17 protein-coding genes are annotated in these 22,541 nt (G+C 32.9%); 4 read left to right on the top strand and 13 right to left on the bottom strand.

Annotated features, from left to right (window positions below; translation table 11 throughout):
• Window positions 1-152 precede the first annotated feature (152 nt).
• From VF726_RS11855 to VF726_RS11835, 5 genes are all read right to left on the bottom strand, one after another.
• A complete protein-coding gene (locus VF726_RS11855) occupies window positions 153-344 on the bottom strand; it encodes a hypothetical protein (RefSeq protein ID WP_000006456.1) in 192 nt (63 codons plus the stop codon).
• A gap of 227 nt (window positions 345-571) precedes the next feature.
• Window positions 572-1,279, bottom strand: a complete 708-nt coding sequence (locus VF726_RS11850) for a GntR family transcriptional regulator (RefSeq protein WP_440168186.1) — start codon at window positions 1,277-1,279, stop codon at window positions 572-574.
• Between the two features lie 30 nt (window positions 1,280-1,309).
• On the bottom strand, window positions 1,310-2,719 hold the full coding sequence (locus tag VF726_RS11845; protein ID WP_440168184.1) for a GH1 family beta-glucosidase: 1,410 nt from the start codon (window positions 2,717-2,719) through the stop codon (window positions 1,310-1,312).
• Between the two features lie 191 nt (window positions 2,720-2,910).
• Window positions 2,911-3,900 (bottom strand): phosphatidylinositol diacylglycerol-lyase, encoded by a 990-nt coding sequence (gene plcA, locus VF726_RS11840; protein WP_440168182.1) that lies wholly within the window; start codon window positions 3,898-3,900, stop codon window positions 2,911-2,913.
• Window positions 3,901-4,079: 179 nt separating this feature from the next.
• Window positions 4,080-5,921 carry a S8 family peptidase gene (locus VF726_RS11835; RefSeq protein WP_440168180.1) on the bottom strand — a complete coding sequence of 614 codons (1,842 nt, stop codon included), beginning with the start codon at window positions 5,919-5,921 and terminating at the stop codon, window positions 4,080-4,082.
• 294 nt (window positions 5,922-6,215) lie between these two features.
• Between VF726_RS11835 and VF726_RS11830 the strand changes: the two genes are divergently transcribed.
• The 3 genes from VF726_RS11830 to VF726_RS11820 all read left to right on the top strand — a co-directional run bounded on the left by VF726_RS11830 (window position 6,216) and on the right by VF726_RS11820 (window position 10,970).
• Window positions 6,216-7,013 (top strand): cell wall hydrolase, encoded by a 798-nt coding sequence (locus VF726_RS11830; protein ID WP_440168178.1) that lies wholly within the window; start codon window positions 6,216-6,218, stop codon window positions 7,011-7,013.
• A gap of 265 nt (window positions 7,014-7,278) precedes the next feature.
• Window positions 7,279-8,616 carry an NAD(P)/FAD-dependent oxidoreductase gene (locus tag VF726_RS11825; RefSeq protein ID WP_440168176.1) on the top strand — a complete coding sequence of 446 codons (1,338 nt, stop codon included), beginning with the start codon at window positions 7,279-7,281 and terminating at the stop codon, window positions 8,614-8,616.
• Between the two features lie 434 nt (window positions 8,617-9,050).
• Window positions 9,051-10,970: an LTA synthase family protein gene (locus VF726_RS11820; RefSeq protein ID WP_440168174.1), complete on the top strand. Its 1,920-nt coding sequence runs from the start codon at window positions 9,051-9,053 to the stop codon at window positions 10,968-10,970.
• A gap of 100 nt (window positions 10,971-11,070) precedes the next feature.
• Here VF726_RS11820 and VF726_RS11815 read toward each other — a convergent pair whose 3' ends face one another.
• Complete coding sequence (locus VF726_RS11815; protein WP_440168172.1) at window positions 11,071-13,884, bottom strand: dynamin family protein; 2,814 nt, start codon at window positions 13,882-13,884, stop codon at window positions 11,071-11,073.
• 453 nt (window positions 13,885-14,337) lie between these two features.
• On the opposite strand from VF726_RS11815, the gene VF726_RS11810 reads away from it, so the two are divergent.
• On the top strand, window positions 14,338-14,523 hold the full coding sequence (locus VF726_RS11810) for a hypothetical protein (protein WP_000461128.1): 186 nt from the start codon (window positions 14,338-14,340) through the stop codon (window positions 14,521-14,523).
• Between the two features lie 361 nt (window positions 14,524-14,884).
• Here the strand turns inward: VF726_RS11810 and VF726_RS11805 are convergent, their stop codons facing one another.
• The 7 genes from VF726_RS11805 to mutL form a co-directional block, all read right to left on the bottom strand.
• Complete coding sequence (locus VF726_RS11805) at window positions 14,885-15,871, bottom strand: choloylglycine hydrolase family protein (protein WP_440168170.1); 987 nt, start codon at window positions 15,869-15,871, stop codon at window positions 14,885-14,887.
• A gap of 207 nt (window positions 15,872-16,078) precedes the next feature.
• A complete protein-coding gene (locus VF726_RS11800) occupies window positions 16,079-17,440 on the bottom strand; it encodes a sensor histidine kinase (protein ID WP_440168168.1) in 1,362 nt (453 codons plus the stop codon).
• A complete protein-coding gene (locus tag VF726_RS11795; protein WP_262740355.1) occupies window positions 17,428-18,090 on the bottom strand; it encodes a response regulator transcription factor in 663 nt (220 codons plus the stop codon). Before VF726_RS11795 ends, VF726_RS11800 begins: the two co-directional genes overlap by 13 nt.
• Before the next feature lie 41 nt (window positions 18,091-18,131).
• Entirely contained in the window at window positions 18,132-18,890 is a 759-nt protein-coding gene (locus tag VF726_RS11790; RefSeq protein WP_262740356.1) for a lantibiotic immunity ABC transporter MutG family permease subunit, read from the bottom strand.
• A 1-nt stretch (window position 18,891) separates the two neighbouring features.
• Entirely contained in the window at window positions 18,892-19,644 is a 753-nt protein-coding gene (locus VF726_RS11785; RefSeq protein WP_440168165.1) for a lantibiotic immunity ABC transporter MutE/EpiE family permease subunit, read from the bottom strand.
• 3 nt (window positions 19,645-19,647) lie between these two features.
• Complete coding sequence (locus tag VF726_RS11780; protein WP_262740358.1) at window positions 19,648-20,352, bottom strand: lantibiotic protection ABC transporter ATP-binding protein; 705 nt, start codon at window positions 20,350-20,352, stop codon at window positions 19,648-19,650.
• A gap of 238 nt (window positions 20,353-20,590) precedes the next feature.
• Window positions 20,591-22,534, bottom strand: a complete 1,944-nt coding sequence (gene mutL, locus VF726_RS11775) for a DNA mismatch repair endonuclease MutL (protein ID WP_071713265.1) — start codon at window positions 22,532-22,534, stop codon at window positions 20,591-20,593.
• Window positions 22,535-22,541: the final 7 nt, after the last annotated feature.

Here is a 22,541-nt window from a genome sequence, read left to right as displayed (position 1 = left end):
TTTTTACTAACAGTATTCACCGTAAAAATAGTATTAATTAGTCACATTTCCTTATCCGTAAATCGATATATCCAAAATGACTCTCTTTCTGATTACTCAATAGCTTCTGAAATTCCAACTTCATACTCTCATTTCAGTTCTTTTACAAACTATCAAATCATTACCGCATACCATGTTACCCCGACCAGTAGAACAAAAAGAAGAAAAATATAGATTGCAGATAAGTTTTTCACATTTCTTTTTGTAGACTTACCGTAATTCTCCTCCACGTTTCTTGCAACTAGTACAGTCCCAAACAGCGATACAATTACAATAATAACGACTAGTGAAATTGCAAAACTCATTGTCTTTTCACCTCTCTAAGACCCATCTATTTTAATTAAAGAACTTACATAAAAACCTTCCTCTTTAAAACGTTGATAACATACTACCTTTCTTCTCTTATCATAATAGATGTTTGCAAAAAGCGGACCAACCACTTTTATGTTTTTTTGCTCATCCACTTAAAAAATAAAAGCAACTGATCACTTATGATCAGTTGCTTTTTCGTAAAGTTAATTATATTCATTTTTCACTTAAAATTGATCCGATTTAAAAGTTTAGTCTTTTCATAATGAAACATCGACTGAGATAACTCGAAAATTGTCCCGTTTACAAGACAAACTGTATTTTCAATAAGAAGCGCCGGATCACCTTCATTTAATTCTAAAAGCTGTGCATTTTCTTTATTTACTTTTTCACAACTAATAACTTTATCTGCAAAACCAATATTTAATTGTAAATCTTCAATGAAATAACTGTATACAGAGCTTAATGCTATTTCTTCGTTCAAATATGGAATAATATCCTTTTTGAAATAACTTACTTCAATAGAGAATGGTTTAGCATCTACAATTCTTAAGCGCTTCAAAAAATACAACCTAGTTCCAGCTTCGCATTGCATCCGCTTTGCTATCTCTTCGTCCGCATCTATTACTTCAAGCTCTAACACTTTCGTTTCAATATTTTGTGAAACAAGATTTTTCGTTAATCCACGTAAACTTCCTAAATTAATGTAATCTGTTACAGAAGTTTCGCGTAAAAACATACCACTACCTTGCACTTGAAAAATATAACCTCTATTCACAAGCTGACTAATTACTTTACGTATCGTATTACGGCTTACTTCAAATCGATTCATCAACGCTTCTTCTGTAGGTAGTTTTTTCGTTTCATTAAAAAGCCCATCTCGAATGTTTTGCTCTAACACATCTGCAATTTGTTTATACTTTGCACTCATACACTTTCTCCTAAAATACTCTTTTATCTGTTATAACTCTTCCCCTCTCGTTTCGATCACACGTTTATACCAATGAAACGAAAGTTTCTTCTTACGTTTTAAGTTATCATTATGATCGACAAAAATAAAGCCATATTGCTTTTTATATCCATTTAACCAACTTAAAAGATCAATCACTGACCATGCATAATAACCTTTTAAGTTAATTCCCTCTTCAATTGCACGCTTCATTACTTTTAAATGCGCTTCAATAAATTTAATTCTCGGAACATCTACAATTTCTCCGTCAATGATTGGATCTTCATCACCAAGTCCATTTTCCGTTACATACATCTTTATGTCACCGTAACGCGCTTTCAACATATGCAATCCATCTAAGAAACCTTCGGGAGATATTTCCCATCCCCATTTTGTATATGTTTTATCATCCATTTTAACTGTTCGATAAAAACCATCAAAAGAAGGGTTACCTGGAGCAAGCGTTGAGTTTTCTCGAGAATGTTCCTCACTCTTTATATTCATATCGTATCTTTCTACTCGTATTGGTTGATAATAATTCAAGCCAATAAAATCATTTTCTTCTGCATTTTGTTTAATGATTTCTAATTCTTCAACCGTCCAATTAGGAGTCCATCCTTTTTCCTTTAATTGTTGTACAACATAAGACGGATACTCGCCTTTTAAAATTGGATCATAATACCAATACGTTTCATATTCATTCGCATGATTTGCTGCTCGTATATTTTCTTTTTGATCATCCACACTATAAGCAGGTAAGAAAACATGTGTAATCCCAATCTCACCATATTGTTTCAGCTGCTTGTACACCGCAACTGTTTTCGCATGTGCATAAAATACATAATGAGTCGCTTGAAAATACTTTGGAACATCATTTTGAATTCCTGGTGGATGTGCACCTTTTAAATAACCTAATCCACAAAACATTACTGTCTCATTAAAAGTAATCCAATGCTTAACTCTGTCACCAAATGCCTTAAAACAAGTTTCTGCATATTTTACGAAAGCCTCTGCTGTTCTTTTATTCGTCCATCCACCATCTTTTTCTAACGGTAATGGTAAATCCCAATGATATAAAGTGACAAACGGCACAATCCCGTATTTTAAACATTCATCAATTAAGTTGTTATAAAATTCAATCCCTTTTTCATTTACCTTTCCATCTCCAGTCGGCAATATTCTCGCCCAAGAAATAGAAAAACGATACGATTCTAATCCCATCTCAGCCATTAAGCGAACATCTTCCTTATATCGATGATAATGATCAACAGCTACATCACCATTTGTTCCATTGTATGTTTTGCCAGGAATTTTTGAAAACTCGTCCCAATTCGTAACACCTTTTCCATCTTCATTCCATGCACCTTCTACTTGATAAGAAGCTGAAGCAGCTCCGAATAAAAAATCATGTGGAAACTTCATAGTATATACCTCCATTTCATTACAACAAATAAAATTCATTCATACATATAAAATTTATAGGTACAAATTTTATATGTATGATTATATCTTATGTTTTTATTTTTTTCTATTATAAAAGTACAATTTCTATTGTTGGTTATTGGAAAAGAAAAAGAAGCGATATATTTTATCACTTCTTACTCTCATCATCTTTATTCTTTTATTAATGACTTATTCGCTCTTATAACTTCTTGATACAATAATGGTGACCACTTTTCATTTATGTAGTCTTGAATTACCCAGCCCACTCTCGAAGGATTCTTTTGTTTTATATGGTTTGCAATTTCAGGATTTATATAAGAAGCGTAGTAATATGGACTATTCCATGCTGTACCACCAGAAGACAAGCTTGTAAAATTAATATATAGATGATTTAAATCCTCGCTATTGTTCATCGTTTCATCCATCGTATCTTTAATAGATTTTACTTTCTCATCATAACTCACTTTATATTTATCTTGTACTGTTACATTTACATTTTGGTTTACAGTTGTGGTAAACGTCTCATTATCTGGCCAATAAAAATTATTATATCCTCCAGATTCATTACTACCACTATATCTTTTTAGTAGTACAATTTTCCCACGAGCATCTCCAAGTTTTATATTTCCTTCTGTTTTTAAAAAGATAGGATCAACATAATAATTTTTTTCAAACGTACTACTAAATGAACCTTCTACCCCTTTCATATCCTCATACTCTTTTTTTAAGGACATAATAATCGTTTCACTCGGGTTATCTTTTAAAAATTGTTTCGCTTCGTTTATGAATTCATGTAGTGTTACATAAAGATATAATGGTCCATGATGAAGAACTATCGTATTATCATCTGTTAAACGTCCTCTTATATCAAAAATGCGAGCTCCATGATCCATTTGATAGCGAAAATCATACTCTTGCGTCATTCCCCACACTTGCTTAATCGGATTTTGCAACTTGAACGTCCCACTATCATGTGTTCCTGGAATTGAAATTCGTGCTAACGGGATATTATCAGGTATAGGTTGCATCCATTTTGACCAATTTTCAAGCTCATTAACAGAGCTAGCTGCAACTACTTGCTTATCATGTAAAGCAAATACAAATGTGATAAATATTGTAATACATATGAATAATTTCAAAATTAACTTCTTATTGCTCATTATTATCCCTCTCTCTTTCTGTTTTTACATCAAACTTATTGAATATAATATAAGCTAGTTCATAAAAAATAAATAACATTTCATCAATATGAAATATTGCATAGAAGTAAAGTTAAAAAATCATTCACATATACTAAATTAGAAAAATTTAAAGGAACTTCATCTGAAGTTCCTTTTGCTTATTTTATGTTCAATACATATGAACCATCTTTATTCTCATATTTATAGACGTATAAATAATATTTTCCTGGCCTTGCATTATAAGTTCCTTTAACTACCTTTCCTTCATTTTCACCATATGCTACATAGTTATTTAAATCTGATTCATGATGAAGTACCCATGTCATTCCGATATTTTGTTCATTTAGTAGAGAAATATTAATATTTTCCGGTGAGTCAATTTGGAAAGTAAATACATCTACTCTATCACTATTATGTAGCGTTCCTTTCACCGGTGTATGAAAGTTAACTTTATTTGCCTGTCTAGGCTCATTGTTTGGTTCATTTTCTGTTACTTGTAACTCATTCCCACCGTTTGGTTTTCTTTGTTCATAACCTAAGTTTACTAGTATAGACTTCAAATCTGGTAAAACACCAATTTTATCTGCATATGGATCTTTAGATTTTGTTCCTGTGCTATGGTTGCTTAATATTGCTCTTAGTTCACTTGGTCTATATGGTTGTCCTAAATTTTCTTTAGCAATGCTTTGTACTAAAGTCGCTGCCCCAGCAATAATTGGCGAAGCACTAGATGTTCCGCTAAAGCTTGAAGTATAAAGATTTACAGCACTTCTACTTTGCTCGGCTGTAGTTGTATCTACATTTTCTCCCCATCCGTACACATCAATACGGCTTCCATAATTCGAAAACCACATACGTTCATGAGGGAAAGATGAAGAGCCAGCTCCTACCATAATTGCACCCGAATCTTTAAAATCTTTACTATTACGATTTAAGACTTGCTTACCCTTTCTATCTTTGAACTGATCTAAATCATTCCACCCATTTGCTCCAGCCTCTATAATTACAATTCCCTTATCTGTACCAGCACGAATTGCATCAAAAATATCTGGTTGTACTTCAACAGGTAAATATTTATCACCATATCCATCAAAGGATGCTTGCGCCTCTAACAATAAAACATCCCCAGCTTCTAACTGATTTACAGCGCTTAATATTGCATCAGCCGTATTATACTGTCCGTTATCTCTTATTTGAGAGATAACCTTTGCTTTCGCTTTTGGCGCAATCCCAATATTCCCAACTCCATTGTCCTCAGAGGATACAATTCCTAGTACAGACGTCCCATGACCGACATGCTGATCTATATTTCTTCCAGACATTAATTCAATATTTTGATGTAATAAATCCTCATGATTTAATAGCCATCCGTATTCCATATCAACAAAAGTGATACCATTTCCATTACCGCCTTGAATTCCCCAGGCGAAAGGCGCATTAATACCGTATGGGGCTGCTTCAAGATAACCTTGTTTTTTAAATCTAGGATTGTTATTAGGATTAAGAGCTACACTTGATGATTGCACTTCAGGTGGCATTATTTTCTCTTGTTTCTTCATATACGCATCTTCTATTAAAGAAGATGCCTTTAACTTATCTACTATTTCTTCTTCATACCCACTATTTTGATTTTGAAGAATATAGTAGTTTAATAAACTTGTAGATACATGATTAGGTGCTTTCACTTCAAGGTTTTGTATTTGTTCCGGGCTTACAGATGTGAATAAACGAGTAAATGTTACATCTGGATATTCTGTCAAAAGATCTTTTATTACTTTATCATTCGTTTGAGATTGTATTTGTTTTTCAATACCATCTTCATATGGCAAATCCAAATCCGCTTTAAATTTTACAATGATTTGCTTATCTGTTTCTTGTTCTATCCCTAATTTACTCTGCTGTTCTATAGAATCAGCATATACACTATTGATAGTGCCTCCTGTTCCTAAAAGTGTTGTAATGATTACAGTTGACGCACACATTTTTTGAAATATTTTCATTACATCAATCCTCCTATTAATAATTATTAATCATTATATTAATCTATAATGATTTTATTTCTATAACGTATTCCCTTTCTACTAAATAGATTATAGTAATCAGAAATATGAACTTCAATGTATTTTCATATGCAATATTTCATATTCTGACTCTACACTACACGAATATGAAACTTATAGTGATTATTTATTTTATATGTGCTAATATACTTACATTAATATATTACGTATATAAACATTTCAAACTACATTACTTAATAGTTTCACCTTAATTTTTTCTTAGGAGGATTTACAATGAAATTACTAAAAATAAAACATATAATCCCTTTATCTGCGGCTGCAATTACATTCGTATGTAGTCAAAGTACAGCTGAAGCTTCTACTATTCATACAGTAAAAAAGAACGATACACTTTGGGGCATTAGTAAACAATACGGCGTTTCAATACAATCCATTAAACAGGCTAATCATAAAGGAAACAATCAAACCTTTATTGGTGAACAGTTACATATTCCAGGTTCCGTCAACTCAAATGAAATCACTGTTCGCCAAAATGCCAAGCCTGCGAACATTTCTGGACAAATTATTTATCAAGTTCAACCGGGAGATTCATTAGAAACGATAGCAAAACGTTACAATGTCACTGTCCAATCTATAAAACAAATGAACAATACAGTCGGAAACAAGCTTTATACAGGACAACATTTAAAAATTAACTCAAGTATTTCACAAAAAGAAAAAGACTTAATGGCACGCTTAGTTACCGCTGAAGCAGGTGGCGAATCATATAAAGGAAAAGTAGCAGTAGCGAAAGTTATACTAAACCGTGTAAATGCAAAAGGTTTTCCAAATACAATAACCGGTGTTATTTATGAACCTATTAAACACGGCTATGCCTTTACTCCTGTTACAGATGGAAGAATTAATCATCCTGCAAGCCCAGAAGCAAAAATGGCAGTAGAAGAGGCTATCTCCACAAATGGAATACATTCTGACTGGCTTTATTTCTATAATCCGAAAACATCAACAGACAAATGGATTACGACACGTCAAACAGTAGCAGGAATCGGTAACCACGTCTTCGCTAAATAAGATTTAAATTCATTTACAGACCTCTTCACTTAAAAGGTCTGTTTTTTTATATGTAAAATTTTATTAATCATATGACATAGTGATTTTTTAAAACTATCTCTTCTTTCAAATAAAAACATTTGTATTTACTCCACCAGTCGGAGAAATTAAAAAGCAACAAGTTCAAATACTCCTTCTTTATTAATAAAAGCTATTTCTTAACTTCATAAAATTGTTATACACTAGAAAAATAAAAAACAAACTATTCGTTAGCAGGTGAAAGAATATGTATGATGTTACAATTATCGGAGCTGGAGTAAGTAGCATTTTTATGGCTTATTCACTAGCTAAAAGTAACAAAAAGGTTTTAATTCTGGATAAAGGTAAAGCGCTAGAAGATCGTCATTGTCCTTTAGACGCAGGAAAAGCATGTACTTGTAATACATGTGCTAAATATTTCGGGTTTGGTGGTTTAGGAAAATCTGAAGGGAAGTTTAATTATACAAACGGATTTGGCGGAGAACTTGAGCAAAAAGTCGGTAAAGAAGGCTTTATACAACTTATGGCTGAAGTAGATGAAATTCTATGTCAGTTCGGAGGAAGTTCTGTTTCAAAATATTCTACAGAAAATCCAACTCTCAATAAGAGAGCTGAAGCGTGTGGCTTACAAATGCTCACAACAGAAGTAAGGCATCTTGGTACTACCCTTTCAAGTGAGATTTTTCAGCAACTCTATGAATTTTTACTTACGAAAATAAATATACAATTTCATATAGATGTACAACATATTATGAAACAGAAAGATCATTTTACAATAGAGACAAATGAAGGAACAGTTCAATCCAAGCAACTAGTATTTGCAACTGGACGTTCCGGAGCGGATTGGTTAAAAAAAATGTGCACTTCTCTCAATATTTCTCAGGAACAAACTCGTGTAGATTTAGGTATTAGAGTAGAGATGAAAGAACACCAATTACGTTCTATATTAAAAGATACATTTGAGACAAAACTTTCTTATGAGCATGAAAACTTCACTGCAACTACGTACTGTATGAATCCAAAAGGACGTATTATTAGAAAGTACGAAGAAGGTTTAGTTATGCCTGACGGTCAAAATTTTCGAGAGAAAGGAACTGGCACACCTAACTTAAATTTCACTTTATTTATCCCGCGCTATTTTTCAACTCTCAAAGAAGCAAATATATACGCGAGTTCAATTATTAAAAACATTAACCAAGGAAAAGATCGGATTGTTATTCAGCGCTTAGAGGACTTACTAAATGAACAACCTACAACAGAGAACGTCATGAAACATAACCGTATACATCCTACACTACAAGGAGATTATGGCGATTTGCATACAGAGATTCCTCCATTATATATTGAAGGGCTTAAAGAGTTTTTATTACGATTAGAACAATTTATCCGAGAACCGATTGATAAAGATACTTTGTTATATGGAATTGACGGAAAGTTCTATGCTCCTATGATAAAAATCAATAACCATTTTGAAACAAGTGTGCATGGACTATTTTTAGTTGGAGATTGTTCCGGCGTCACTCATTCCTTATCTCAAGCTGCTGCAAGTGGGTTGTATGTTGGAAAATATTTATCTCATATTTAATTTCCTTCATTCAGATTGCAATTAAATATTTTAAATTCCATAGTAATAACTTACTAACGCTTCTCCTGCCAGGAATCAGGATTTTACGAGATACATATTTAACATAGCTATTGACATTCAATTCTAACAAATTGAATGTCAATAGTTTTAAAAGCCTCTATTCATTTCCACTTTCATTTGTTCGATATTTTGTAACATCATCATAGTGTTTAATATGTTAGGATGTCTATAAGTATTTTTTACTACAACTATGACTTTTTCTGTTCTGTTTCTAAAAAATAGATTTACGCTTTAAAATTCCCCATTGTACGTATATGAATACTTCATATTATGACCTTTAGAAAGCATAAGCTGAATGGTTCATTATACTCAGATAGTTATAAAAACATAATATATAACATAAGTTAAATAAATTGTATAAAGAAGGTGTAACAATGAAAAATAAAATTAATTTACAAATGCAAAATATAAGCTTTGTTTTAATAATTGCTTTAGCAGTATGGTTAAAAACATATCTTATTACAAGATTCAGTTTTGATTTAAAAATTGAGTCTTCTACACAAGAGCTTATTTTATTTATTAGCCCTCTCGCTACATCATTAGCTTTTGTCGGATTAGCATTATTTGCAACCGGTGAAAAGCGAAATTATATAGCGCTATGTATTAATTTATTATTAACAATCGTACTCGTTGGGAATGTCATGTTCTATGATTTTTATAGTGATTTCGTAACGTTACCAGTACTTGGACAAACATCAAACTTTGGTCAATTAGGCGGCAGTATTTTAGAAATATTGAACTATAAAATTATACTCGCTTTCGTAGACATTATTTTCTTCTTTATTTTGTTAAAGAAGAAGGCACTAGTCTTCCAAACAGGACGTGTAACTCATCCGGCACGCTTCGTATATTTTCTCTTAACGATCGGTGTATTTTTTGCAAATCTACATCTTGCAGAAAAAGAACGACCTGAACTATTAACGAGATCATTTGACCGAGTCATGCTTGTTAAAAATTTAGGACTATACACTCATCAAGTATATGATTTAACACTGCAAGTAAAAGCAGGATCACAAAAAGCACTTGCTGATAGTAGTAAATTACAAGAAACTGAAAACTACGTAAAGGCAAACCAAAGTGAGCCAAACCCTAATATGTTTGGTGCAGCAAAAGGAAAAAACGTAATTGTCGTTACTCTTGAATCCTTGCAAACCTTCTTAATAGGCGCATCAGTTAACGGTCAAGAAGTTACGCCATTTTTGAATGAATTCATAAATGAAAGCTATTACTTCGATAACTTTTTCCACCAAACTGGGCAAGGAAAAACATCCGATTCTGAATTTCTAATTGATACGTCGTTATATCCATTAAATCGAGGAGCTGTATTTTTCACGCACGGTAACAATGATTATACTGCGACTCCGGAAATTTTACGTCAGCAAGGCTATTTCACTTCTGTATTCCATGCAAATAACGCAACATTTTGGAATCGTAATATCATGTACTCTGCTCTTGGATATGATCGTTACTATAATGAACTTGATTACAAAATTACACCCGAAACACATTTAAATTGGGGATTAAAAGATATTGAATACTTCGATCAATCAGTAGATATATTAAAAACTGTTGATCAACCATTTTACGCTCGTTTCCTTACGTTAACGAACCATTATCCATTTACGTATGATGAAGATACAAAATTCATTGAACCATATAACTCTGGTAATGGTGTATTTGATCGTTATATCGTAACAGCACGTTACTTAGACGAATCCATTAAAAAATTTATTGAGCGTTTAAAAGCCGAAGGAATGTATGATGATTCTATTATTGTGTTATACGGTGATCATTATGGTATTTCTGAAAAACATAATCGTGCAATGGCACAGTTTTTAGAAAAAGATCAAATAACAGAATTTGATACTTTAAATTTACAACGCACACCTTTATATATTCATATGCCTGGCCAAACAGAAGGTCAAACGATTTCAAAGCCTACGGGACAAATCAATATGAAACCTACGATTCTAAATTTATTAGGGATTGATACTACGAACGATATCCGTTTTGGTCATGATATGTTTTCAGATGAATATACCGGCTTTGTCGTTTTACGTGATGGTAGCTTTATTACAGACAAGTATGCATACACAAACAACACTTTCTATGACCGCATTACAGGTGAAATTGTAGATTTACCAAAAAAAGAAGCACAAGCACTCATTAACCGTGCACAAAATGAATTACGAATGTCTGACAAAATTATTGAAGGCGATTTATTACGTTTCTCAGAAAGTAATAAAATGAAAACTGGCGAAGTACAAACTAAAATTAAAGAGACTGAAAAATAATTTAAATAGTAAAAGGGAGCAACTCATTACAGTTGCTCCCTTTTACTATCTTATAACATATGATGCAATTTCATATAAAAAAACCTCATATATTTTACTTTTATTCTACACTTGTTTCTAAAGTTACATCTGTATAGGTATAATCATTACCTATATTTAAAATCACTTCACATTGACGTAGTCTCAATTCAAAGAGCATGATAGAATCATGGTAGACTTCTGGATTTGATTTCATTTTATGTAATATCTCTTGTTTTTCTTGTATTTCTAAATGCGTGTTTTCTACAGCTTGTTTCAAGGAGTTAAATGGATTCCTAAAGAATATATGAATATCCCTCTCTTGCGTGTTTTCAAATAGCTCAAATTGCAAGAAAAATTTCTTCATAATAGAAGTTGTTACCTCGGTATAATCTTCATTTTCTACATACTGTTTATATTTGTTATATAGAATACTTTTGTTTTTAGGAAGAACTCCAAATAATTTACCGGCACTTTTTAGTAAAAATTGTGCTGGCGTAAATCGACGTAAAATATTTACTTCATCCATTTGTATTCTAGTCGTCATTCTGTCCGTATCTCTGCTCCAGTCATCAAGCACTTTAAAATCACATGCTAACTGTATTCGATTTTCTCCAAATAAAGAATTAAGTCCTTCACTAAGTTCTTCTAGGTATGATTGACTTTCAAGGAGCTTATTATTAGAAGTTGCAATCCAATTTTGCATAGAAAGAGCAAGTTTAGGTAATACCGTTTGTTCTAAATATTTATGCACTCTCTCATTCATTGCTTTATTTAGTTCCGTATCCATGTGCCCGAAATTACTTTCTTCACTAATTAAATCCGAACAACTCTGTAATATCTTCGGAATATTTTCAGTAAGATCGTTCGTAATTTCCGTTTTCATTGTGCGATATGACTGTGTAATGAAATGAATTTTTTCCTTCTCAAAAGCAGTAAGGTTATTCATACTACCATTTAGTTTCACTAGCATATCTTCATTCCAATTAATCGCATCCACTAGATTGTTTTCTTTCTCAACGCGTTTATCCAAAAGATATGTAATTGTTTTTCGAATGAAGAACAATAGCTTTTCAGTACGTTCTGCATCGATATTTTTATGATTAAAGTTAAAATGAATAAACTCAGTCAACTCATTTAATTGTTGACTACTTGTATATAGCGAAGAGTAAGGGAAAATTCTCGCTTGCGGGAAATATGTGTTTATTCTCGCTTGCGTATCATATAATACTCTTTTCACTTCTGCTTCACTGTATATGTTATCGATTTTATTTAATAAGAAATGAATTTGTAAATTTGGTGTATGTTCTTGAATGCTTAATAGAATGTCACGTTCTTTGTCAGTAAAAGGTGAATCCGCATTCAATACGAATAGTAATTCGTCTACAGAGTTTAAATATTCGAATATTTCATCTCTAGTGTCGTTATTCCTATTAAAGCCAGGTGTAACTACAAATGTAAGTTTATTTTCACTTAAAAATCTGCACGGTAATTTAAATTCAACACATGCTCTATCTCTATATGTTTGATGGTGTTGAGACATCATATTATGGTAATCAGAGATATCTTCCGTTGTTGTAATTGCATAGTCTGTTATGGCGTTAATTTCTGTATGAGCATCATTTTTTAAAACTACTACATTCGAAATTGATTTTTCTATTATATTTTCTCCTAATATAGAGTTAATAAATGTAGTTTTTCCGTTCCCTGAAGTTCCTGTTACTAAAATGCGGTTTGTGCTTAAATTTGCGAGTTCGCCAACTAACCATCTAAATCGGTGACCCATTTCTATATTATGCTCTTGTGCCCACTCTGTAATAGATTCAAAAAGATGCAAACTATACTCTAAGCCATTCACATGATTAATAGAATATAACAACAGATTTTCCGCATGTTTTATATTGTCTGAATCTATTTTGGAAGGGAAAATCTCATCCCATGCCAATACAGCCGCTGATGGGAATACAGCATAAGATGGATTGACTACCTTTAACCAATTTGTTAACAAGTTTGGAATAATATCGTGCAATTGTTTAAGCATATATTGACCTTGAATTAATTCAAAGTACGTTTCTTCGTAAAGAGAAGAAATTTTGTCCCATATATCGGACGAATGTATTTCAATATGTAAGAAAAATTCATTTATTGTGTTAAGCCATAATAAGTAATTTTGTTCATTTTTATAACTGTTCCAAAGTGATGAAACCATTTGCGTAAATTGTACTTGATCTACATTATTTAACGTAACTAATACTTCATAGAAATAATCTGGTGCAATATGTTTAGTAAATCTTTTATCGATATATCCTTTTAAAACCTCAAACCACGGATAAGATTCTGTTCGAATTAACTCATTCACAGCAAGCTCTACTGCACTATCAAAATCTTGCTGCTCCTCATAAAAGGAACGGGCAATTTTTGTGACATTTGGATAATCCGGATTTAAAGAAACTGCTTCTTTAATAACAGCGAAAGCTGAGTCAACATTATTTTGCTCTATGTAAAGAGAAAGTAATTGTAGTCTAATTTCCGTCATCAATATTATATTATCAGTAGTAATGGAAGTATAAACATTTTCAGCAACTTGTAATTGATTAAGCTCAAAATAGGCATCCGCAATATTTTTTTGTGCCCACGGTGCTAATTCATTATTAACTTTCTCCCATTTAAAAATAGCTGCTTCAAAATCTTGATGCTGATAATAAAACTCACCTTGTGCAAAACGAATGTAAGATCCATCAGAAATCTCATTTCTTTCTTCGTTCACATAAACTTCTCCAAGTACGTCAAGAGGTGATTTTGTTTCATTCTCCATTAGGAATGTTTCATAATACATCTTTTTTATTAATTGTTTTTCTACTCTCATCTTTTCCCCCACTATATATTGAAAATACATTTTTAAGATATGTCAATACTTTTTGTATGTATGCTTTTTATCTTAACAAAGAATATCTTTTGGAAAATTTCATTTTCCTTTCATTTTTCAAGTTAGATTGAATTTTTATGAGAAAAGTTTCAGTTTTTTTTCAATTCCCTTTCAGTTATGAAACAGCATTAAATGTTCCTAATAACCTAATAACACTATAATCTTCCGCATTATATTATCAGGAAAACCCTATATGAATCATATTATAAAAACATTTTATAACGAATATATATACGACATTCCCTTCACTAATAAATAAAAGAAATCATTATCATATATTTCTCACATTCTTTTCCTTTGAAATATTCCAATAGGTACGCAATTAAATTCCATTAACCTCTATAAATAACTAGTCCAAAAAAAATCTATATGCATATCATGTTATAGTAAAGAATTCAGGAAATCCTAAAAGGAGGCATTTTCATGTTTGAAGATAAATCTAAAATAAACTACCCATATGAATTTACTGAAACTACAACAATCCCGCTAAAAAATCCCATTAATAAAAACTTCAAAAACGGCTCTGGTACACATACTTTTCCAATTAAAAAACACTATAAAGAACAGGTGTTATATACGGAAAAAATTAATAATAATAAAAATAAATAACCTTATAGACTCTTATAACAATTAATCAAATAAGAATCTATATTAGACCTTGCATAGTTATAGGTAATCTATAAATCTTTCTTATACAACTCGTGTACTTTTAAAAAGTGCTGATATACAGCGCTTTTTTATACATAGATAATAGAAGAACAAAAAAGGTATGGATATTTTCCACACCTTTTTTGTTCTTTACTATTTATAAATGGCGTACATTCATGTTTATTTCACCTAATGGTACTTTAATGGGCCTTCTAGAATTCATTGAATTGAATTTATATCCCTTCCGATTCCTACTTTTTATAGGCCATTATTGCTCTATTATACATATTTTTAAATTTACCAAACACAATTTCAAAGTTACTTAGTTTTCATAAAATATTTTTTGTTTCCGCTGGAATGGATAGGATTTAATCTCATCTGTATCTAAATTTTCATGAAATAAATGAACGGCTATAATTTGTCTACAATCGTAGGTATGATAATAATATGTTCCAGACTCCATACACATTACGCTTGTATAAATGGTATTATCTAATGCACCTTCTTCTGTTATTACTCCGCCTTTAGGAACCTCGCAATTTGATAAGATATGAAATAGGGCCGATACTCCCTCTTCTTCACTATCTATACCTTGAATATTTTGTTTACCATATGCTGCTCGCACAAACCTTGATGGCGGGGTGAAATCCCCTGGAAGTCCCATTGAGCCTGAGCCCTGACCAAAAGCACTTAATGGTAAGTTACTCCACTCAGTTGGCGCGAATGGCTGCGATTTAAGACCAATATATTGTCTTAAATTTTGCAAATGCCAATTAAATTCCGGACTATTCGTCATCACGCCTAGTGGGTTGTCATACATTTTTAATCCTTCACTTATCGGCTCCAGTACAATGCAATCCCCCCATTTATCCGCTAAAATCCAATGTAGTGGTGGCGTAAGTCCTAAATCCGGTAATGGTATATCCAAAAAGGTAAGGCTATCTATAGATTTCTTTAACTCTTTGACAGAATTGAATTGTGTAAGACTCCAAGTTACAAAATCAAATGGAGCCAAATTCGTTTTGTTGTCATCTATGCTTTGACTATAAGTAGCGAATCCTGGAAAATAGAGTGTTGCACATGTCATACCTGCTTCATTTACTCCGTCCGCCATAATGATCCTTCCTTGATGATTAATTCCCATTCCAACCGTAGCATGTTTCGTATTAATAATTTCACCAGTTATATTATTCCACTGGTAATGTCGAGGAATGATTATTACTTCTTGATTCATATCTAATGTGAAGTCCATCGTTCTTGCAAAAAGGTGCTGACCGTTTTTTGTCTGTAATGTCAAACTAGTACACATAAAGAACACCCCATTTTATGGTTTTATCTACACTTTACATAATTCCGATAAATCTGTAAATTAAAAACCTCTTTCTTTACAAAAAAATAAGAAAACACATATAAACTACAAATAGATTATTTCTAGTTTATAAATGAATTTTATATATATAGTTGCAAAAGAATTATATGAAAAAGGAGCGACTTGTTCTAATCTGTATCCTCTCTACTACACTGATATTTCCAAAACAACTTTTGCACCGCACAGCTTTTCCGAATTACTTAAGTAAAGGTTTCCACCGTGTTGCTTTGCAAAATTTTTAGCAATGTATAAGCCCATTCCATGATGATTTTTAGAGTTTCTACTTTTATCTCCTCTATAAAACTGCTCTGTAGCTGAATTTATTTCCTCTTCTGTAAACCCTCTTCCCGAGTCCTCGACAATAAATTGCAGTTTTTCACTAATCATTTCCACTGAAAACATCAAGTCACCGTTTGTTGGAGAATATTCAATTGCATTCATCATTATATTCATAATGGCTCTTTTCAAAGCAGTCTCATCAACATGAATCAAATTTGGCATATCCTGAACATTTTTAATTAAATTTAACTGTTTGCCCAAAACACAAATTGCACATTCTTCTATAATATTACGAATAAAGTTATGTAGATCTATTTGCTTAAATTGAAGTGAAGTGCCTTCCTCACATTTCGTAATATCGAGCAAAGATTTCATATATATTTCCATCTCATCAATACTTTTCAAAATATGCTCATTACATTTCTTCTGATTTGAATCTAGCATTGATTCATTTAATAGCTCTGCATTCCCTCTCAATATCGTTAATGGCGTTTTGATGTCATGTGCCAAAGCAGCAATCTGCTCTCTTCTATTTGTTTCCATATTCCACTGCGTACGTAACGAACGATTTAATTCATCTTTCATTTTTACTAAAGAAGTTAATACTTCATTCACTTCTTTTATTTTAGATTGTTCCACTTGAAAATCTAAATCTTCCTTTTGAATTTTATCTGTTACATTTCTCAAAATCAGCATTTCCTTTGACAATGATTTACCAAAAGAGCGAGATAGAAATATCACTTCGGCAACAAATAGTAGAATAAAAAGAACAATTTCACAAACTTCCGGACTTGGTAAATACTTCTGCAAAAAAGGATTTTTAAAAGTAGCATGTAAAGTATATAGAATGACACAAACATCTTTATCGCGTTCTATAATTGCATAATAGTACTTACCATCGCCTTTTTCATCATTCTGCATGTTATTCCATATTTGCCCCGCATATTCTTTATTAATACTCCCTTGAATAACGTTTCCTGAAAAATCATACACAGCATATTTATATTGTTTTAAAATTTGATCATCGTCCTCTTCGGCTTTAACTATGGCGTCTCTTTGTGATTCAATCTGTTTTTCATAATAATTCGCTGGAAGGATTATCTCTGCGTTAACTCCAATTTGGAATAGAATCATAAAAAAAGTAACTAATGCAATCGTTCCTATTGAAAATGCAAAGATATACTGGATTAATATTTTGCTAAGGTTGATTTGTTTTTTTACTTTCTCCATTTATAACCAATTCCCCATACTGTTTCTATTGGATTCATGCCATACTTAGATAATTTATGACGGATATTTTTAATATGTTCCACAATTACTTGGTTATCACTTTCTCCCTCATAACCAAAAACATTTTCGTAAATCTTTTCTCTTGAAAATACTTGTCCATGATTCAAAGCTAAATACTCGCAAATTCCATACTCACTTTTCGTAAATGCAATAGATGTATCGTCATGCCATATTTCTTTACATGATAGATGAAATGTAAGACCTGACAGGAAAAATGCATTTTGCTTTTCTCTATGCTCACGCCTTACATGTGCGGACACCCTCGCACGCAGTTCTCCAAGTCCAAAAGGTTTTGTAATATAGTCATCTCCACCGAGACTAAGCCCTGTGATCAGATCCTTCTCCATTGTTTTGGCTGTTAGAAACACAATTGGACTATCAACCAAATCCCGTATTTCCTTACAAAGTGTAAATCCATCTATTTCTGGCATCATGACATCTAATAGAATTAAATCATAATGACAAAATTTCTCCTTTTGTATAGTAAGAGGATTACTAACAGCAGTTACCTCATGGCCTTCTTTCTCTAAAGCACTTTTTATAATATAAAGGATGCCTTCTTCATCATCAATTGCTAATATTCTTGCCATATAGAATCCCTCCTCTCGCTTCCATTATAATACAAATGCACTTACATTTCTTTACGGCCTTCATAAAAGGAAAACCATACAAGGGAAATAACAAATGCAATGATCGTGAAACAAACGCAAATCACTGCTCCAGTTGCTGCCTCTACTGGTAAGGCACGAATAGAACTAGTACTTAATTTGTATTCCAAAAAATAATTGCATAATCTCATACTCCACGCACATGGCGTGTATTTCCAAATCACATCCCCCATCCCTGTAAGCATTAAAGCTGCCAGCAAGCTTTCTATAATTCCAATCCCCATGGAAGCACCTTTACTAAAGCGAAAATTTAAGAACAGATGCCATATATACATAAAGATTTGACAACTAAAAAGAATGAAGGAAATTTCAACATACAAAGCAAATGGAATTTCATTTTGTCCTAACAGAAAATGAAAACCTGTCGCAAACCCAACGACTGCCAACATAGTGGAACAAAACCCACATATTAAAAGTAAACATACTTTACTAATTAACGCTTTACGTCTTCCGTATTCCGTTGATAAAAGTTCTTTAAAATTCCCTGCCAAAGCTTCCTGTTCCACGACAGAAGAACACACTATGCTAATTAGCAACGGAAAAGATATCGATAATACTTGTATATAGCCTGAAACTTTATTTATAGAATCAAATTTTGAAAAGGAATAATAACTTAAAAAAAGAGCAATACCGATGATTGGCATCGCTACATGTATCCAGAAAAAAATCGTGTGTTTCATTTTTATAAAATCAGCTCTTAATACCCTCGACAAAACCGCCATATTATTTTGCCTCCTGCTTTTCAAACCACTTTGCCGTCACATAAGTGAATAACAGGAACAACACAACAGAAATTACTATACCTGGCAAAATTGCATCGTAGGAAAGGAGTTCTGGTTTAAACGTTACACTTCCGGTTTCTGCATACAAACCATTTGGTAGTATTTTTAAAATAGGAATCATCAGTCTACTTGGATATGTGTATGGACTAATCATCCAAATATCTTTTGTTGCCAATACAACGCCAAAAATTCCATTTGCCCCTATATTCAACAGAAGCGTCGGAAATAGACCTATTTTGTTACCTAAAAACAAGCAGATTGGAATTTGCCACATAAAAGTAACGATTAAAAGAACGCTTCCTAATAGTGCATTTACCGTAGGAATGATTCGGAAATCCCCTTTATTTACTAGTAAACTAGATAACTCGATTCCACAGAAAAACAGTATGCATGAAAAACTCAAGATCCCTAAAATTAGTAACACTTTAGAAATCCATACTCGTTTTAATGAAACTGGTAACGATAAGATGGAACGATTATTCATTTTTTTATCTTTCTCCGCAAGAAGTACACAACTTAAAGAAACCATTCCTGGAAGCATCGTAATGTACCACCAATTGTAACTAGATAATTGAAAATAATCCCTCGATAATAAAAAAGCAATTAGTATTGTAGCAAATGGAACTAGCCATATAAGTTTGTTCAAAAAAGTATGTTTAATTTTAATTTTTTCAGATGCAATATATAGATTCATTTCTTATACCTCCCTTCTATACTTTCCAGCCACTTGTACAAATAAATCTTCCAGGTCATCATCCTTATTCAGCTTCCCCTGGTACCCCAATACACCGCCTGATATAATCCCAACATGATCTGCAATTTGACTTACTTCGCTTAAAATATGGCTGGATAAAATGACAGTAATTCCTTTTGCGGGAAAGGAAAGGATTAGCTTTCTTAATTCCTGAATCCCAAAAGGATCTAGTCCATTCATCGGTTCATCTAATATTAAAAACTTCGGATGATTCAGCAAGGCAATCGCAATTCCCAATCGTTGCTTCATCCCCATAGAAAAATTCTTCGCTTTTTTCTTATCTGTATTCTCTAGCTCCACAACATGCAATACTTCATCAATCCTTGATTTAGGCAAACCTAAAACAGTCGTACGAACCTGCAGATTTTCTCTTGCTGTTAAATTTTCATAAAGTGGTGGAGACTCAATTAAAGCACCAATAGAATGTAAATCTTGCCGCGTCCATTTATGACCATCAAAATAAATCTCACCAGAAGTAGGTATAAGCATACCTGTTATCATTTTTAAAGTTGTCGATTTCCCTGCCCCATTAGGACCTAACAATCCATAAATTGCATATTTCGGTACAGAAAGTGAAATATTTTGTACCACACTGTTCTTTCTAAATGTTTTGCAAAGATTTTTTGTTTCTAACATCATCTCAGTCATCCTAAACTTCCTCCTCGTATATTGTAATTCTAGAGTAAACGACAATTATAAGGATTCTATAAGGAAAAGAAAAAACATAGAGAGAAAAAGAAGTTTTTACATGCAACCTGTATGAAAACTATGGATTCATATGATTTTTCTATAATTGGTTGCAGCTGAAGAATTTATAAAAAAAGAATATCTAAACAAAAAAGAAGCGATTTATTTCATCGCTTCTTTTTATTAAATCATATTATCCCTACATAACCCTCTTAAACATCTTCTCCAACTCATAAGTAGAATGATGCACAAGAATCGGTCTGCCGTGCGGGCATGTGTATGGGTTTGTTGTTGTACGAAGTTCCTCAAGTAAAGCAAATATTTGATCGTTCGTTAAATATTGATTTGCTTTAATGGAGGCTTTACAGCTCATCATGATGGCTGCTTCTTCACGCAGTTTTTTAATATCAACTTTTTTTAGTTTGACAACTTGTTCCATCATTTCGTCGATAATTTCTGTTTCTTGCCCTTTCGGGAACCACGTTGGATGCGAGCGAACGATAAAGGATTGATGGCCGAATTGCTCCAAGAATAGTCCAACTTTTTTCAGTTCTTCTAGCTGCTCTTCGACACGTAAAAATTCAGTAAGAGATAAGTCAATACGGTATGGTACAAGTAGTTCTTGTACTTCTTGTGCTACCCTTCCTACTTTATCACGGAAGTATTCATAATTAATACGTTCCTGCGCGGCATGCTGGTCAATCATATATAAGCCTTTATCATTTTGAGCGAAAATATATGTTCCATGCATTTGTCCAATTGGATAAAGCGGCGGTAAATCATTACCGTTCATTTCAATCTCTTTTATTTCCTGAACTTCTTCTTCTAATTCCTCTAACTCAAAGTCTTCATCGTTACTGCTCCATGATTTCTCTTCTCGAATCGGTTCTTGAATTATAGGTTTAGTAGATGGCTGCCAACTTTGTTCTTCTCTTACGAGCGACTGTGGTGGTTGCCATTCTTGCTTCGGCGGTTGCCACAGTTGTGCTGGCTGTTTCACAGCCAGTGGTTCTTCTTGTTTTTCATCCATGCCAGTCGGTAAAACGATGTTTGGCATAGATGGTTCTTTCGGCTTCGTATGCTCAAACTGGAATTGTTCTTGCACACTTTCATCTTTTTCTTTTTTCTTCGTTGTTACACCTGCATCTGGAATGAGCTGTATTTTTTTGAATGCTGCTTGCAAAGTTTCTTCGATCAGCTTTAGTAATTCTTGTTCTTTACTAAAACGAACTTCTAATTTCGCTGGATGCACGTTAACGTCAACTAGCATTGGATCCATTTCAATCGATAAGAAGCCGATTGGATATCGTCCGACTGGCAATAATGTATGGTATCCTTGCTGAACGGCTTTCATTAATACGAAATTTCGAACGTAACGACCATTTACGATCGTTGACATATAATTTCGAGATGCTCTCGTTACTTCTGGTAATGTTACATAACCTTTAATTGTGAAATCTAAAGATTCAGCTTCAATTGGAATAAGCTTCTTCGCAACTTGAATGCTGTAAATCGATGCAAGTACTTGTCTTACATCACCATTTCCTGATGTGTGAAGCAATTTCTTTTCATTATGAAACAGCTTTAACGATACTTCTGGGTGTGACATTGCGATACGATACACGATATCTGTAATATTCCCAAGCTCTGTATGAATGGTTTTCATATATTTAAGACGCGCTGGTGTATTAAAGAATAAGTTTTGTACTGTAATATCTGTTCCTTTTCGGCTCGCTGTTTTCTCCTGCTTTATAATGTCTCCACCTTTAATCATAAGGTGCGTACCAGGCGCATCACCTGTGCTAGTGATTAATTCTAATTCACTAACTGAGGCAATACTCGGCAATGCCTCACCACGGAAACCGAGTGTTCTAATGCGAAACAGATCGTTCTCATCTTTAATTTTGCTCGTTGCATGTCGTTCAAAAGCGACAATACAATCTTCTTCTGCAATGCCATCCCCATTATCTATGATGCGAATTTTTGATAAACCAGCTTCTTCTAAGTGGATTTCAATAGATGTACTATTCGCATCGATAGAATTTTCCACAAGTTCTTTTACGACTGAAGCAGGGCGCTCTACTACTTCCCCTGCCGCAATTAAGTTAGAGAGTTGGTCATCGAGTTTGCGAATTTTCCCCATCTACTTA

The sequence above is a fragment of the Bacillus sp. Brlt_9 genome (assembly GCF_051948935.1).
GTDB lineage: Bacteria > Bacillota > Bacilli > Bacillales > Bacillaceae_G > Bacillus_A.
The sequence above is the reverse complement of the archived record's forward strand: the minus strand, read 5'-3'. Positions and strand labels throughout refer to the sequence as shown.